12 protein-coding genes are annotated in these 14,165 nt (G+C 65.5%); 6 read left to right on the top strand and 6 right to left on the bottom strand.

Going from position 1 to position 14,165, the window contains the following annotated elements; all coding sequences use genetic code 11:
* The gene (locus tag R2N16_RS10515; protein WP_316665623.1) at positions 1 to 708 is read left to right on the top strand and encodes an SDR family NAD(P)-dependent oxidoreductase; all 708 of its coding nucleotides are present in this window, start codon (positions 1 to 3) and stop codon (positions 706 to 708) included.
* A 15-nt stretch (positions 709 to 723) separates the two neighbouring features.
* On the opposite strand, the gene R2N16_RS10510 is transcribed toward R2N16_RS10515, so the two are convergent.
* The 4 genes from R2N16_RS10510 to R2N16_RS10495 all read right to left on the bottom strand — a co-directional run bounded on the left by R2N16_RS10510 (position 724) and on the right by R2N16_RS10495 (position 4,596).
* Positions 724 to 1,320, bottom strand: coding sequence for a nucleotidyltransferase family protein (locus tag R2N16_RS10510; RefSeq protein WP_316665622.1), 597 nt, complete (start codon positions 1,318 to 1,320; stop codon positions 724 to 726).
* Positions 1,320 to 1,754 (bottom strand): organic hydroperoxide resistance protein, encoded by a 435-nt coding sequence (locus tag R2N16_RS10505; RefSeq protein WP_316665621.1) that lies wholly within the window; start codon positions 1,752 to 1,754, stop codon positions 1,320 to 1,322. Before R2N16_RS10505 ends, R2N16_RS10510 begins: the two co-directional genes overlap by 1 nt.
* Before the next feature lie 119 nt (positions 1,755 to 1,873).
* Positions 1,874 to 4,117: a xanthine dehydrogenase family protein molybdopterin-binding subunit gene (locus tag R2N16_RS10500; protein ID WP_316665620.1), complete on the bottom strand. Its 2,244-nt coding sequence runs from the start codon at positions 4,115 to 4,117 to the stop codon at positions 1,874 to 1,876.
* A 20-nt stretch (positions 4,118 to 4,137) separates the two neighbouring features.
* Positions 4,138 to 4,596 (bottom strand): (2Fe-2S)-binding protein, encoded by a 459-nt coding sequence (locus R2N16_RS10495; protein ID WP_316665619.1) that lies wholly within the window; start codon positions 4,594 to 4,596, stop codon positions 4,138 to 4,140.
* 639 nt (positions 4,597 to 5,235) lie between these two features.
* Between R2N16_RS10495 and leuA the strand changes: the two genes are divergently transcribed.
* The 3 genes from leuA to cadR all read left to right on the top strand — a co-directional run bounded on the left by leuA (position 5,236) and on the right by cadR (position 7,954).
* Positions 5,236 to 6,948 carry a 2-isopropylmalate synthase gene (gene leuA, locus R2N16_RS10490; RefSeq protein ID WP_316665618.1) on the top strand — a complete coding sequence of 571 codons (1,713 nt, stop codon included), beginning with the start codon at positions 5,236 to 5,238 and terminating at the stop codon, positions 6,946 to 6,948.
* Between the two features lie 126 nt (positions 6,949 to 7,074).
* Positions 7,075 to 7,461 (top strand): four-helix bundle copper-binding protein, encoded by a 387-nt coding sequence (locus tag R2N16_RS10485; protein WP_316665927.1) that lies wholly within the window; start codon positions 7,075 to 7,077, stop codon positions 7,459 to 7,461.
* Between the two features lie 16 nt (positions 7,462 to 7,477).
* Positions 7,478 to 7,954, top strand: a complete 477-nt coding sequence (gene cadR, locus R2N16_RS10480) for a Cd(II)/Pb(II)-responsive transcriptional regulator (protein ID WP_316665617.1) — start codon at positions 7,478 to 7,480, stop codon at positions 7,952 to 7,954.
* 357 nt (positions 7,955 to 8,311) lie between these two features.
* Here cadR and R2N16_RS10475 read toward each other — a convergent pair whose 3' ends face one another.
* Both R2N16_RS10475 and R2N16_RS10470 read right to left on the bottom strand, forming a co-directional pair.
* Complete coding sequence (locus R2N16_RS10475; RefSeq protein WP_316665615.1) at positions 8,312 to 10,696, bottom strand: heavy metal translocating P-type ATPase; 2,385 nt, start codon at positions 10,694 to 10,696, stop codon at positions 8,312 to 8,314.
* Positions 10,697 to 10,752: 56 nt separating this feature from the next.
* A complete protein-coding gene (locus R2N16_RS10470; protein WP_316665613.1) occupies positions 10,753 to 11,301 on the bottom strand; it encodes an RBBP9/YdeN family alpha/beta hydrolase in 549 nt (182 codons plus the stop codon).
* Positions 11,302 to 11,506: 205 nt separating this feature from the next.
* On the opposite strand from R2N16_RS10470, the gene R2N16_RS10465 reads away from it, so the two are divergent.
* Both R2N16_RS10465 and R2N16_RS10460 read left to right on the top strand, forming a co-directional pair.
* Entirely contained in the window at positions 11,507 to 12,805 is a 1,299-nt protein-coding gene (locus R2N16_RS10465; RefSeq protein WP_316665612.1) for a CitMHS family transporter, read from the top strand.
* 4 nt (positions 12,806 to 12,809) lie between these two features.
* On the top strand, positions 12,810 to 14,165 hold the full coding sequence (locus R2N16_RS10460) for an acyclic terpene utilization AtuA family protein (RefSeq protein ID WP_316665611.1): 1,356 nt from the start codon (positions 12,810 to 12,812) through the stop codon (positions 14,163 to 14,165).

Raw genomic sequence — 14,165 nt, 5'->3', positions numbered from 1 at the left:
ATGCCAACCCCCACCGCACAGCAACGTGCTACCGCTCGCCATGCCTTGGTGACGGGCGCCTCGTCAGGCATCGGCCGCGCCATTGCCGTACGCCTGCTGGCCGACGGCTGGCGCGTCACGGGCCTGTGCCGAACCGCACCCGCCGAGCCGGTCGAGGGCTTGGATATCGCACACGTGGATGTGACCAATTTCGAGCGGTTGGGCGAGGTGTGCGACGGCCTCGGCGCAGTCGACGCCCTTGTGCATGCTGCCGGCTTCATGCGCACTGCCCCGTTGGGTGAGCTCTCCGCCGCCGATGGGGCGGCAATGTGGCGCGTGCATGTCGATGCCGCCGCTTTCCTTGCAGACAAACTGGTGCCGCACATGCCGGCCGGCAGCCGCATCCTCTTGATCGGCAGCCGCACCGCCAACGGCGCCCCAACGCGCAGCCAGTACGCCGCCACCAAGGCAGCACTCGTGGGCATGGCACGCTCGTGGGCAGCCGAACTGGCGCCGCGCGGCATCACCGTCAACGTGATCGCGCCCGGCGCGACGGATACACCGTTCCTACACGACCCCGCACGCGCACAAACCCCGCCGCGCTTGCCGCCAATCGGCCGCTTCATCGCACCCGAAGAAGTGGCCGCCATGGCCGCATTTCTGGCAGGCGAATACGGCGGCGCCATCACCGGTCAGCAGATCGTGATATGCGGCGGCGCTTCGTTGTGAGCAAGCGCCGTTAGATCACGGGGCCAGATCGGCGGGCGTGTCGACATCGCGGAGGATGCCCGCGTCATCGGACTCGATGCGGACGAGCATGGCGGGATCGATCAGCCGCCGCGCGCCCTCGTCTCCGTCGAGCGATGTCAGGCTGCTGAAGAAATCGGCGCCGAAGCCGATGGGGTGGCCTCGCTGCCCGGCATGAAAGGGCGCAACGCAACGGTGGGGGCCGAGTGCGTTGGCGACTTGCGTGATGGTTTCGGGGGCAATCCACGGCATGTCGGCCAGGGCGATGATCCAGCCGCCGGCCTGCGGGCGCGCGGCCACACCGGCAGCCAGGCTGGCACCCATGCCACGTGTGGCTTCAGGACAGCGCAATACTTCGCAGCCTGCCTCAGCCAATAGCGCGGCCAATTGTTCGACCTGCGCGCCATGCGTGGCAGCGGCCGGCACCACCGCCACCACATCACCCAAGGCCTGCTTCAGGTGTCGCGCGGCCTGCACGGCCACGGATGTTCCATCGGGCAGCGGCGCCAGCAGCTTGTTGGCCACGCCCAACGCATCAAACCGGCTGCCGCGGCCTGCGGCCAGCAACACCCCAACAACAGGCCGCTGCGGCATCAGACCACCTCGGTCTTGAGCGTGACTTCCACGTTGTTGCGCGTGGCGTTGGAATACGGACATACCTGATGCGCCTGGGCCACCAGCTTCTCGGCATCGGCTTGCGACAGGCCGCTGATGCGTGCGGTCAGCCCGACCTTCAGACCGAAACCGCCTTCATCCCGCGTACCGATACCCACATCGCAGTGGATCTCGATGTTGCTCGGGTTGAGCTTGAGCATGCTCTTGGCAACAAAGTCGCACGCCGAACCAAAGCACGCGGCATAGCCGGCGGCAAACAGGTCTTCGGGCGTGGTGGTGTTGGGCTTGCCGGGGCCGCCCATGGCCTTGGGCACCGACAGGTCGTGCGAGACCTGGCCGTCTTCGGTTTGCGTGTGGCCGTTGCGGCCGCCTGTGGCCTTGGCGTGGGCGGTGTACAGGATACTCAATGCCATGACATGCTCCTTTGCTGGATGAACAACGCGTTGCCGGACGCAAAAAACGGTCCGCGGAACAAGAAAGCCGGCACACATTGCTGCATGCCGGCTCCCATCACATCACGTGACGATGACAATCACACCGTATCGAACGGCAGCTTGCGCTGACGCTTGCCGGTGAGGACGAACACCGCGTTAGCCACCGCCGGTGCAATCGGCGGCGTGCCGGGTTCGCCCAGGCCGGTCGGGTTGTCTTCCGACGGCACGAAGAACACGTTCACCGGCGGCGCGTCCGGCATGCGCACGGGTGGGAAGTCGGGGAAGTTGCTGTTCTTCGTCGCGCCGTTTTCGATGTCGATGGCAAAGCCCGGCTGAATCATCGCCAGGCCGAACACGCAAGCACCCTGGATCTGCGCTTCCGCACCCATCGGGTTGACCACGCGATTGGCGTGCACGCCGGCAGTGACACGATGCACACGTGGCTTGCCCTGGTCGATGGACACCTCCACCACATACGCCACCACCGACTCGAACGACGCATGCACCGCCACGCCCCAGGCCTGACCCTTGGGCAGCTTGCGCTTGCCGTAGCCCGACTTGTCGACGGCCAATTGCAGTGCCGCACGATGGCGCTCATGCTCCTTGCCGGTAAAGCGCGCCAGGCGGAAAGCCACCGGGTCTTGCTTAGCCGCGTGCGCAACCTCGTCGACCATCGTTTCCATCACGTAGGCCGTATGCGTGTGGCCCACTGAGCGCCACCACAGCACCGGCACGTTCACGTCCGGGTGGTGCACCGTCAGTTGCATCGGGAAGCCGTAGTCGTTTTCGACCACGCCCTCGACCATGGTCTCGTCCACCCCGTTCTTGACCATGAAGGCCTCAAACGGCGTGCCCTTGAGGATCGACTGACCGACGATCACGTGGTCCCAGCCGACGACCTTGCCGCCGTTGTCCACGCCCACGTTGACGCGGTGCAGATGCATGGGGCGGTAGTAGCCGCCACGGATATCGTCCTCGCGGCTCCAGATCACCTTGACGGGACCATTATGCCCGGCTGCCGCATAGGCCTTGGCCACGTTGGCCGCTTCCACCACGTAGTCCGACGTGGTGATCGCGCGCCGGCCAAAACCGCCACCCGCCATCATCGTGTTCAGCTCGATCTTCTCGGGCGATACGCCGAGCACCTTGGCGATTGCTCCTTGGTCGATGGTCTGGAACTGCGAGCCGACCCACACCTTCGCCCCCGTGGTCTTGCCACCGTCTTTCTGCAGATCGATCGTGCAGTTCAGCGGCTCCATTGGCGCGTGCGCGAGGTAAGGGAACTCGTAGTCGGCCTGGATGCGCTTGGCGGCAGATTGGATTGCGCTGACGTCGGCAGCCTTGGCCACCGTGCCGGGCTGGCCGGCAAGCTTCTTGTATTCCTCCATCAGCGCAGGCGTGGACACCGTCGAGCCGGCGTCTTCCCACGTGACCTGCAGCGCGTCGCGGCCTTGCTTGGCCGGCCAGTACCCGTCGGCGATGACGGCCACACCCGTGCCGCCACGGTCGGTCGGGATCTGCAGCACATCGACCACGCCCTTCACCGCCTTGGCTGCGGCCGCGTCGTACTTGGCAACCTTGCCGCCGAAGCGCGGCGGGCGGGCCAGCACGGCCACCTTCATGTTGGGCAGGCGCGTGTCGAGACCAAACTTGAGCGAGCTGTCGAGCTTCGCGCGTGCATCCAGACGCGGCGTCGGCTTGCCGACAATCCGGAACTGCGACGGGTTCTTCAGCGTGACTTGCGCCGGCACCGGCAGTGCCATCGCCGCCTGTGCAAGCTCGCCGTACGTAGCGCGGTTGCTGCCCGACGTGACCACGCCGTTGGCGGTACGGCATGTCGACGGATCGACCTTCCAGCGCTCGGCCGCCGCCGAGATCAGCATGGCCCGCGCCCGGCCGCCCAACTCGCGGTATTGCTGGAACGAGTGGTTCAGCGCGGTCGAGCCGCCCGTCATCTGGATACCGAAGCCCGGGTCCTTGTACGGATCCGCCGCCGGCGCGAGCATGCCGCGCACGTTGCGCCAATCCACGTCGAGTTCTTCGGCCAGCGCCATCGGCAATGCCGTGTGCACGCCCTGACCGAACTCGAGCCGATTCACCGCCACGGTGACGGTATTGTCCGGCGCAATGATGATGAACGCCTGCGGTGGCGAAGGCGGCTTTGCCTTCGCGTCCTGCGCGCCGGCCAGCATCGGTGCCACACCCAGCGCCAAGCCACCGCCGGCCAGCGTCGTGAGTTTCAGAAAGCTGCGGCGATCCAGCGTTGCCGTCCCGGCATCCGCAGACGCCGGTTGATGTTGCGCGCCGCCACCGGCGAGCGCTTCAAGATTTCGAATACGCATCGTGAGTTCTCCGGTTGGGCTCAGGCCAGCGATTTCGCTGCGTCATGAATGGCCGCGCGAATGCGTTGGTACGTCGCGCAGCGGCACAGGTTGCCGGCCATCGCGCTGTCGATATCGGCGTCGGTCGGCTTCTTCTTGGTGCGCAGCAAACCCACCGCGCTCATCATCTGGCCGCTCTGGCAGTAACCGCATTGCGCCACATCGTGCTTGATCCAGGCATCGAGCACGGCCTTGCCGACCTTGTCATCGGCGATATGTTCGGATGTGGTGATCTGCTGGCCGGCCACCGCAGAGATCGGCAGCACACAACTGCGCGTGGGCTGGCCGTTCAGGTGCACCGTGCAGGCGCCGCACGAAGCGACACCGCAACCGAATTTCGTACCAGTCAGACCGAGGTTGTCGCGCAACGCCCAGAGCAGCGGCGTCGACGGATCAGCATCAACTTCCACCGGTTTGCCGTTGATGTTCAACGTGACCATTGTGGGATTCTCCTTGTGGGGCGTGAGGGGGTCTTACCGTTATAAACCCTTTGATATAGCGGGCTGGCGGCATGGACGGGGTGTATTAAAGCAGGTTCGGATGGGTTCTGCTGGCGCCCACGTCACATGGTTTTGGCGGCTGGGTGTGCGTTTTTGTCGGCGCTGCTCCCCGGGTGTCCTCCCCCAAAAAAACCGCCCGGAATTTCGCCCGTATAACTTGACAACAATCCGCCTTCCACATCACTATCGACAAATGCACTTCCAGCAGACCACCCTCCAAACCGCTCCTGCCCGCACCCTCTCGTGCGTGCGCGGTCTGCTATCCGCTTCTCTACTACGCGTGTAAGCGCGTAGACCTCTCTTCCCCCTCGTTCCGGTGTTTGACCGGTCCGTGCCGTAACCGGCGACGGGCCTCGTGTGTGGCGCCCTTATTTGTCATATCAGGTGCGCCGAATCGTTGGAGCCTTCCATGCCCGCCTCGATCCCGCTTTCGCTACGACTACTGACCGGCCGCCAGACCACGCGCCCGTGGCTGTCTGGCCGCCCCGCCCTCAACCCGATCCCAGCCACGTCGGACGCCGCCCGCGCGGACGTCCCAACTGTCAGCAACCGATCTCGATCTCACAGGACGCACACACCATGTTGAAGAACCCCGCCACCAAGTACCGCCCCTTCCCTGCCATCGCCCTCACCGATCGCACCTGGCCCAACAAGACCATCACCCGTGCCCCGATCTGGATGAGCACGGACTTGCGCGATGGCAACCAGGCCCTGTTCGAGCCCATGAACGCCGAGCGCAAGATGCGCATGTTCAAGATGCTCGTGCAGATCGGCTTCAAGGAAATCGAAGCCGCTTTCCCCGCCGCCTCCCAAACCGATTTTGATTTTGTGCGAGAGCTGATCGAGGGTGGACACATCCCCGACGGCGTGGCCATCGAAGTGCTCACGCAGGCGCGCGAAGACCTGATCCGCCGCACGATGGAATCGCTGCGCGGCGCAAAGCGCGCCATCATCCACGTCTACAACGCAACGGCGCCGGTGTTCCGCCGCACGGTGTTCAACACCGACCGCGAGGGCGTCAAGCGCATTGCCGTGCAAAGCGCCAAGCTGATCCGCGAAATTGCGGAAACGATGCCCGAGACACAGTGGACGTACCAATACAGCCCAGAAGTCTTCAGCGGCACCGAGCTGGACTTCGCGCTCGAGGTTTGCAACGCGGTAACCGAAGTATGGGAGCCCACGCCCGAGCACAAGATCATCTTCAACCTGCCGGCCACGGTGGAGATGGCCACACCGAACATCTACGCCGACCAGATCGAATGGATGCACCGCAACCTCGCGCGCCGCGATTCGATCATTCTCTCCGTGCATCCGCACAATGACCGTGGCACTGCCGTGGCAGCGGCTGAGCTGGCCGTGATGGCCGGCGCCGATCGCGTGGAAGGCTGCCTGTTCGGCAATGGCGAGCGCACCGGCAACGTAGATCTCGTCACGCTCGCGCTGAACCTGTACTCGCAGGGCGTTGACCCGGAACTCGATTTCTCGCACATCAACGACGTGGCACGCACCTGCGAAGACTGCACGCAGTTGCCGGTGCATCCGCGCCACCCGTACGTGGGCGATCTGGTGTTCACGGCGTTCTCGGGCTCACACCAGGATGCGATCAAAAAGGGCTTTGCGATGCAGAAGCCCGATGCGCTGTGGGAAATGCCCTACCTGCCGATCGACCCGGCCGACGTGGGCCGCACGTATGACTCGATCATTCGCGTGAACAGCCAGTCGGGCAAGGGCGGCATCGCGTATCTGCTGGAATCGGGCTATGGCGTGGCTATGCCGCGCCGCCTGCAGGTGGAATTCAGCAGCACCGTGCAACAGCTGACCGATGCCAGCGGCCGCGAAGCCACGGGCGCTGATATCTGGGCGCTCTTTCAGCAGACCTATCTGCGTGGCGACGGCGCGATCGGCTACGTATCGCACCGCCTGACTGAACGTGATGACGGCAGCCAGCATATCCGTCTGGTGGTCAACATCGACGATCACGAGCACATTTGCGAAGGCACCGGCAACGGCCCGCTCGACGCACTGGTGCATGCGCTGTCGCAGGTGCTGACGGCACCTGTGTCGATTCATCACTACGAGGAGCGCGCGCTGGGCCAGGGCGCCAATGCCGACGCGATTGCGTTTGCCGAAATGGCGGCACCCGGCGTGGCGGGCAGCGTGTTCGGGGTGGGAGTGGATGCCAACCTGACGACGGCGTCGATCCGCGCCGTGGTGGGCGGCGTCAACCGGCTGATTGCACGCGCAGGCAAGGAGATGCTGCGCAGCGGCAAGAGCGCGGCGCACATCGCCTGAGTGCAGGTTCGCCTAACGCAGTGGAGCGCCAGTTGCTAGATTGGAGGAATGCGCCCGAGCGACGCCTCGGACGCATCCTTTCCGAAGCGCGCCTGCGTGCACATCCACTGCCAAAGGAGAACCGACATGACCACTCGTCCGACCGCGAAAGAGAATGCCAAGCGTTTTGCCAGTGTGATCCAGGCGCTGCAGTCGTGCGAGACCGCTTGCACTCATTGCGCGACGGAATCCGGCAAGAACGGCCACGCCGAAGTCATGGCGCGCTGCATCGGCGTGTGTACGGATTGCGCGGAATATTGCGCCCTGACGCGCAAATTCCTCGAACGCAACAGCGAATTCGCAGAACTGCTCCTGGAGGACTGCGCCGAGATCTGCAGCCAATGCGCGGAAGAATGCGATCATCACGGCCAAGGCCATTGCAGCGCCTGTGCAACTGCCTGCCGCGCCTGCATGGACGCCTGCCTGAAGGTGGCCGGCGTTGACGTGGCCACCGCCGAACCGACCGTCTTCTGACTCTTTTTCAACGCGTATGAAAATTGGCGAACTCGCCCAGCGTACGGGCATCAGCATCGAGACCATCCGCTTCTATGAAGCGCAGGGCCTGCTGCCCCCGCCGGCGCGCGCCGCCAACAACTACCGCGTCTACACGCCCGAGCATGTCGAGCAATTGGCCTTCATTGCGAAGTGCCGGTCGCTCGACATGGCACACACGGAAATCCGCCGCTTGCTCGAACTGCAGGCCAATCCGCAAGCCTCGTGCGAAGAGATCAATAACCTGCTGGACGAGCACCTGCGCCACGTTGAAGCGCGCATCGCCGAGCTGACCGACCTCAAGCGCCAGATCGAGGCGATCGGCCAGCGCTGCACGACGGCTGCCTCCGTGGCTGAGTGCGGCGTGCTGCAATCGCTGCACGAAGAGCCCGTCGCCGCCAATCATCACGGCCACAGCCATGAACATGGCGACGGCGAACACGCACACCGGCATATTCGCGGCGTGCACCGCTGACACGCACCCCGCTGCTGACAGCGACCCTTGGCCGCCAGCGCAAAGAGCGCCGGGGCACCAGACAATTCTTGATTTATAGTTCCGACCCTTGCTGCGACGAAGCAGCGGTCATTTCACTTTCGTGCATCACTTTCGGTGCCATGGAGAAAGTGGTCGAGGCGTGGAAACCTCTTAGCTAGCGGGCAGGTGCCAAGCATAGGCGCTTGTCCTCATATGCTATGGCCTGGCTTCGTCCCCTCAATGGGTGAGCCAGGCAAGAGCGGCTTCGGCCGCGCCGATCGCTAGCTATCGGTTTTCCACCTTGCCTGTGCTCGCCCACCCTCTTCCGCGTTCGTGCGGCGATCCACCTGAACGCACTCAGGCAGCGCGCACGCGCATCACGCGCAGGCCGTTGAACACCACCAGCAGGCTCGCGCCCACATCGGCAAAGATGGCCATCCACAGCGTGGCCTCGCCCGCCACGGCCAGGGCCAGAAACACCGCCTTAATGCCGAGCGCCAGCACGATGTTCTGACGCAGCACGGCCACCGTGCGGCGGCTGATGCGGATGAAGCTGGCCAGCTTGCGGGGGTCGTCATCCATGATGGCAACATCGGCGGCTTCCAGTGCGGTAGCAGTGCCCGCCGCACCCATGGCAAAGCCGATGTCGGCTCGTGCAAGTGCCGGTGCATCGTTGATGCCATCCCCCACCATGCCGACAAAGCCGTGTTGCGCCGCCAGTTCGCCCACCACGCGCTGCTTGTCTGCGGGAAGCTGTTCGGCGTGCACGCTGTCAATGCCGACCGTCTTGGCGATGGCCTGCGCCGCGCGGCGGTCATCACCGGTGATCATGACGGGCTGCACGCCCAGCGCGCGCAGGTCGGCAATGGCCGCGGCGCTTTCCGAACGCTCGCGGTCGCGCACTCCGAAGAGCGCCACGACGCCGTTCGCATCGCACAGCGTGACGGCGGACATGCCTTCCGCTTGCAGCGACTCGGCAGCGGCGCGCCACGCGGCGGTGTCGAAGCCTCGCTCTGCGACGAGCGCCGCGTTGCCCAGATGCCAACGCACACCGTTGAGCGTGCCCGCGACACCACGGCCCGGCAGCACCGACAAGTCTTCCACCGAATTCGCATCGACCGCACCGTGCGCCGCAGCCGCCTGCACGATCGCCACAGCAATCGGGTGCGTGGTGTTGGCATCGAGTGCTGCCGCCACTGCCAATGCATGCAACGGCGTGGCGTCGGTTACGGCGTTCAGATCGGCGACGGCGCGGCGTGGGCCATCAGGCAACATCACCGCATCCAGCACCGGGCGGCCTGCCGTGAGCGTGCCGGTCTTGTCCAGCGCCAACGCGCGCAGGCGCCGGCCGCTTTCCAGATACACACCGCCCTTCACGACGATGCCGCGGCGCGCGGCGGCGGCCAGGCCACTGACCACCGTCACCGGCGTGGAGATCACCAGCGCGCACGGGCAGGCGATCACCAGCAGCACGAGCGCGCGATACATCCATGCCAGCCAACCGTCCGCCGTGACCAGCGGGCCGACGACGGCCACCGCGAGCGCCAGCAACATCATCGCGGGCGTGTAGATCGAGGCGAACTTGTCGACGAAACGCTGCGTGGGCGCGCGCTGCGATTGCGCTTGCTGGATAGCCCCGGCGATACGCGCCAGCGTGCTGTCCGCAGCCACCGCCGTGGCTTGCGCCTCGACCACGCCGTCGGTGACGATGGTGCCAGCGAGGATGGTGTCCCCAATGGCTTTCTCCACCGGCAGGCTTTCGCCAGTGACGGGCGATTCGTCCAATGCGGCGCGGCCGCTCACGATGCGCGCGTCGACCGGCACACGGCTGCCGGTGCGCACACGCAGGCGCGCGCCGACGGCAACGCTGTCGACCGCCACATCACGCCAGCCGCCCACGCCGTCGGCCAACTCTGCGGTGTCTGGCGCGATGGCGGTGAGTGCACGCACGGCATCACGGGCGCGCACCAACGCGCGCGCCTCGATGGCTTCGGCCACGGCAAACAGGAAGATCACCATGGCCGCTTCGGCCCACTTGCCGATCAGCAGCGCGCCGATGACGGCCACCGCCATCAGGAAGTTGATGTTGAACGTGAGCGCGCGCACGGCAATCCAGCCCTTGCGCAGCGTCGGGCCGCCGGCCAATGCGATCGAGGCAAGCGCCAGGGCCAGCACCGGCCACGCATGATCGCCCAGCGACCAGGCGATGGCCTCGGCGCCGAAGGCGGCCACGCCACCGATACCGAGCAGCCACGTGCGGCGCGAGATGCGGGTCGGTTCCCCAGGTGCGGCCGCCACGCGGTCGCGCTGTTCGAGCACCTCGCCGTCCATGCCGATGGCACGCAGCGCCTCCAGAAAGGGCGCCACATCGTCAACGGTGTGGTGGATGGTGAGGTGACGCTCCAGCAAGTTGAAATCCAGCGCGACGACGCCGTCCGCGCTGCCCAGCTTGGCGCGGATCATGCGCTCTTCGGTCGGGCAATCCATCTGCTCGATGCGCACGACGGTGCGGCCGGTGGCGGCTGCGCGTGCGGCGGCATCGACGGGCGCCACAGCTTCGGGCGCGCGGCCGTGATCATGATCGTGGTGGGCAGGATCGTGATGATCGTGCCCATGATCATGCGCATGGGGGGCGGTGTCCCTTGCGACCGGTTGCGCATGACCGCAGCAACCGCCGCAGCCGGACGCTTCCGGCTTGGCGTGGTCGTGGACAGGCAGGGTGGAGGCGAGATCGGATTTCATGCCTCCATTCAAAACCCTGAAGAAGCTTCAGGGTCAAGCCCCTCATTCCGAGGACGTCAGATGAGGTCTTTCATCCACTTGGTGACGATGGCGCGGGCCTCCGGCCAATCGCCCAGGCTCGATTCGGCGTTGATATGACCGCGCGCCCCCACGTCGACGGGTTCTGCACCCCACGCTTCGGCCTGGCCGTGGCTCCAAGCCGCATCGCTGAACGGATCGTTGGTGCTGAAGACCAGCACCGCGGGAAACGGCAAACGCTGCTGGGGAATGGGTCGAAAGTCGGCCAGCTCGGGCGGCATGTCGGCGCGATCAAGCTGCGGCGGCGCGACCAGCAAGGCGCCGCGCACCCGCACGGCACGGGCGGAAGTGGCCGCCCAATGCGCCGTCAGCACACAGCCCAGACTGTGCGCCACGAAGACGACATCACCGGCGGCAGCGCTGACTTCAGCCTCCAGCGCGGCCACCCAATCCGCACGCTTGGGGGCAACCCAGTCGCGCTGTTCGACACGGCGATCACCGTGCAGGCGTTCCCAGCGCGATTGCCAATGCTCGGGGCCGGAGTTCTGCCAGCCGGGCAGGATCAGGACGGTTGGGGTAGCGCTCACGGTCTCTCCGGCAGAGGATTGGTGGATTTGGTGGATTGGATCGCGAGACATTCTGCCGGGATTTCGGGGGCGGCGTCGGCATCACTCATCGACAGATCCGCACAATCGATCCAAATATTCTGTTTCACAGGCAGATCACACACTTCTACAGTCGCTCCTAAATCCCGCCAACAGGGATTCCGAATCCAAAAACTCGGAGGAGACCATGCTCGCACTGCTCGGGCTGCTAACCATCGTCGCGCTGTTTGTCGTCATCCTGACCAAACGCATGTCGCCGCTGGTCGCGCTCATCGCCATTCCCGTCGTCGCCGCGCTTTTGGGCGGCTTCGGGCTCAACACCAGCAAGTTCATCATCGGCGGCATCAAAGACGTCGCCCCCGTGGCGGGGATGTTCATCTTCGCCATCCTGTACTTCGGCATCGTCACCGATGCCGGCATGCTCGACCCGATCATCGACCGCATCCTGCGCACCGTGGGCAGCCGCCCGCCGCGCATCGTGGTGGGCTCGGCGCTGCTGGCACTGCTGATTCATCTGGATGGATCGGGCGCGGTGGCGTTCCTGATCACCATTCCGGCCATGCTGCCGCTGTACGACCGGCTCGGCATGGACCGCCGCATCCTGGCATGCGTGACGTCGATGGCCTGCGGTGTCAACTTCCTGCCGTGGACGGGGCCGATGATCCGCGCATCCGCATCCCTGCATATGCCGGTAACGGACATCTTCAATCCGCTGATCCCGGTGCAGATTGCGGGGCTCGTTTTCGTGTTTGCATGCGCGTGGCTGCTGGGCAAGCGTGAAGAAAAACGCCTGGGCCTCGCCAACCACGCGGGCGGCGCGCACGTCGTCGCGCGCCCGCTGTCAGACGCCGAACAGGCGCTGCGCCGCCCGCGCAATTTCTGGATCAACCTCGTCCTCACCGTTGTGGTGATGGGCGTGATGGTGAGCGGCAAGGTCGACCCGGTGGTGATGTTCATGCTGGGCGTGGTCGCCGCGCTGCTGATCAACTACCCGAACGTCGATCAGCAACGCCAGCGCGTGGACGCCCACGCCAAGGCCGCATTGATGATGGCGAGCATTCTGCTGGCCGCGGGCGTGTTCACCGGCATCATGAGCAAGTCCGGCATGCTCACGGCAATGGCGAAGACGGCGGTCGATTTCATTCCGCCCGGCATGGCGCACCACATTCCGGTGGTGCTGGGCGTACTGTCGATGCCCCTGTCGCTGCTGTTCGATCCGGATTCGTTCTACTTTGGTGTGCTGCCCGTCGTGGCAGAGGCGTCGAAGATGCTGGGTGTTGCGCCGGTGCACGTGGCACAGGCAGCCGTGCTCGGCCAGATGACCACCGGCTTCCCGGTCAGCCCGCTCACACCGGCGACCTTCCTCGTGGTCGGCCTGTGCGGCATCGATCTGGCAGACCACCAGAAATTCTCAATTCCTTTCCTGTTCGGTGCCTCGCTGCTGATGACCGCAGTGGCCGTGGTGCTGGGCGTGCTTCCGTGGTGATGGCATGAAGACCGAGTTGAAAACATTACGCATTGGCGGCGGCGCCGGTTATTCGGGCGACCGCATCGAACCGGCGCTGGAACTCGCAGAGCATGGCGACATCGACGTGCTGATGTTCGAATGCCTGGCCGAGCGCACCATCGCGCTCGCGCAGCAGGTGCGCCGCAAAGACCCATCGCATGGCTACGACCCGCTGCTCGAAGCGCGCATGCGCGCCGTGCTGCCGGCATGCGCGGCGCGCGGCATCCGCATCGTGACCAACATGGGCGCGGCCAACCCGCAGGCGGCGGCCGAGCGCACGCGCGACATCGCTCGCGAGCTGGGCCTCAAGCTGCGCGTGGCGGCTGTGACCGGCGACGATGTGTTCGATCTGCTCCAAGCACGCGGCCACGACTTCACGCTGATGGATGGCGGCGCACCCGTCGCATCGCTGCACGCACGCATGGTGTCGGCCAATGCGTACCTCGGCGCCCAGGGCATTATTGATGCGTTGGCCCAGGGCGCGGATGTGATCATCACCGGGCGCGTTGCAGACCCGGCGCTGGCGCTCGGGCCGCTCGTCCATGCCTTTGGATGGCGCATGGACGACTGGCACCGCCTGGGCTGCGGCACGCTGGCCGGGCATCTGCTTGAATGCGCGGGCCAGATCACGGGCGGCTACTTTGCCGACCCCGGCGTCAAGGACGTGCCCAACCTAGCGCGCCTGGGCTTCCCCATCGGCGAGGTGGGCGAAGACGGCTCGGTGCTCATCACCAAAGTCGCCACGGCCGGCGGCCTCGTCACCGAAGCCACGTGCAAAGAACAGTTGCTGTACGAGATCCATGATCCCGCGCGGTACCTCACGCCTGATGTGGTGGCGGACTTCTCCAACGTGCGCATGCACACCGACGGCACAGACCGCATCGTCATTGAGGGTGCCACCGGCACGTCGCGCACGGGCCAGTTGAAGGTCTCGATCGGCTATCTCGACAGCTATGTCGGCGATGGCCAGATCAGCTATGCCGGCCCCAACGCAGTGGCCCGTGGCAAGCTGGCGCTCGACATCGTGCGCGAGCGATTGGCGCTCACGGGCGTGCAGATGACGGAAACGCGCTTCGAGCTGATCGGCGTGGATGCACTGCACGGCGCAGCCCTTTCCCGCACCGATGCCGATCCGTATGAAGTGCGCGTGCGCGTGGCCGCCCGCACCGAGTCGATGGCCGAAGCCGTGCGCATCGGCAACGAAGTGGAAACACTGCTGACGTGCGGCCCGTCCGGCGGCGGCGGCGCGACCAAGAGCGCGCGCGAGATCATCGCCGTGGCGTCGACGTTGATCCCGGCAGAACTCGCCCCGCACGCCGTGCACATTCTGGAGAGCTGA

The organism is Ralstonia psammae (genome assembly GCF_958405935.1).
Taxonomy (GTDB): Bacteria; Pseudomonadota; Gammaproteobacteria; order Burkholderiales; family Burkholderiaceae; genus Ralstonia; species Ralstonia psammae.
This window is presented reverse-complemented; position numbering and strand designations above follow the sequence as displayed.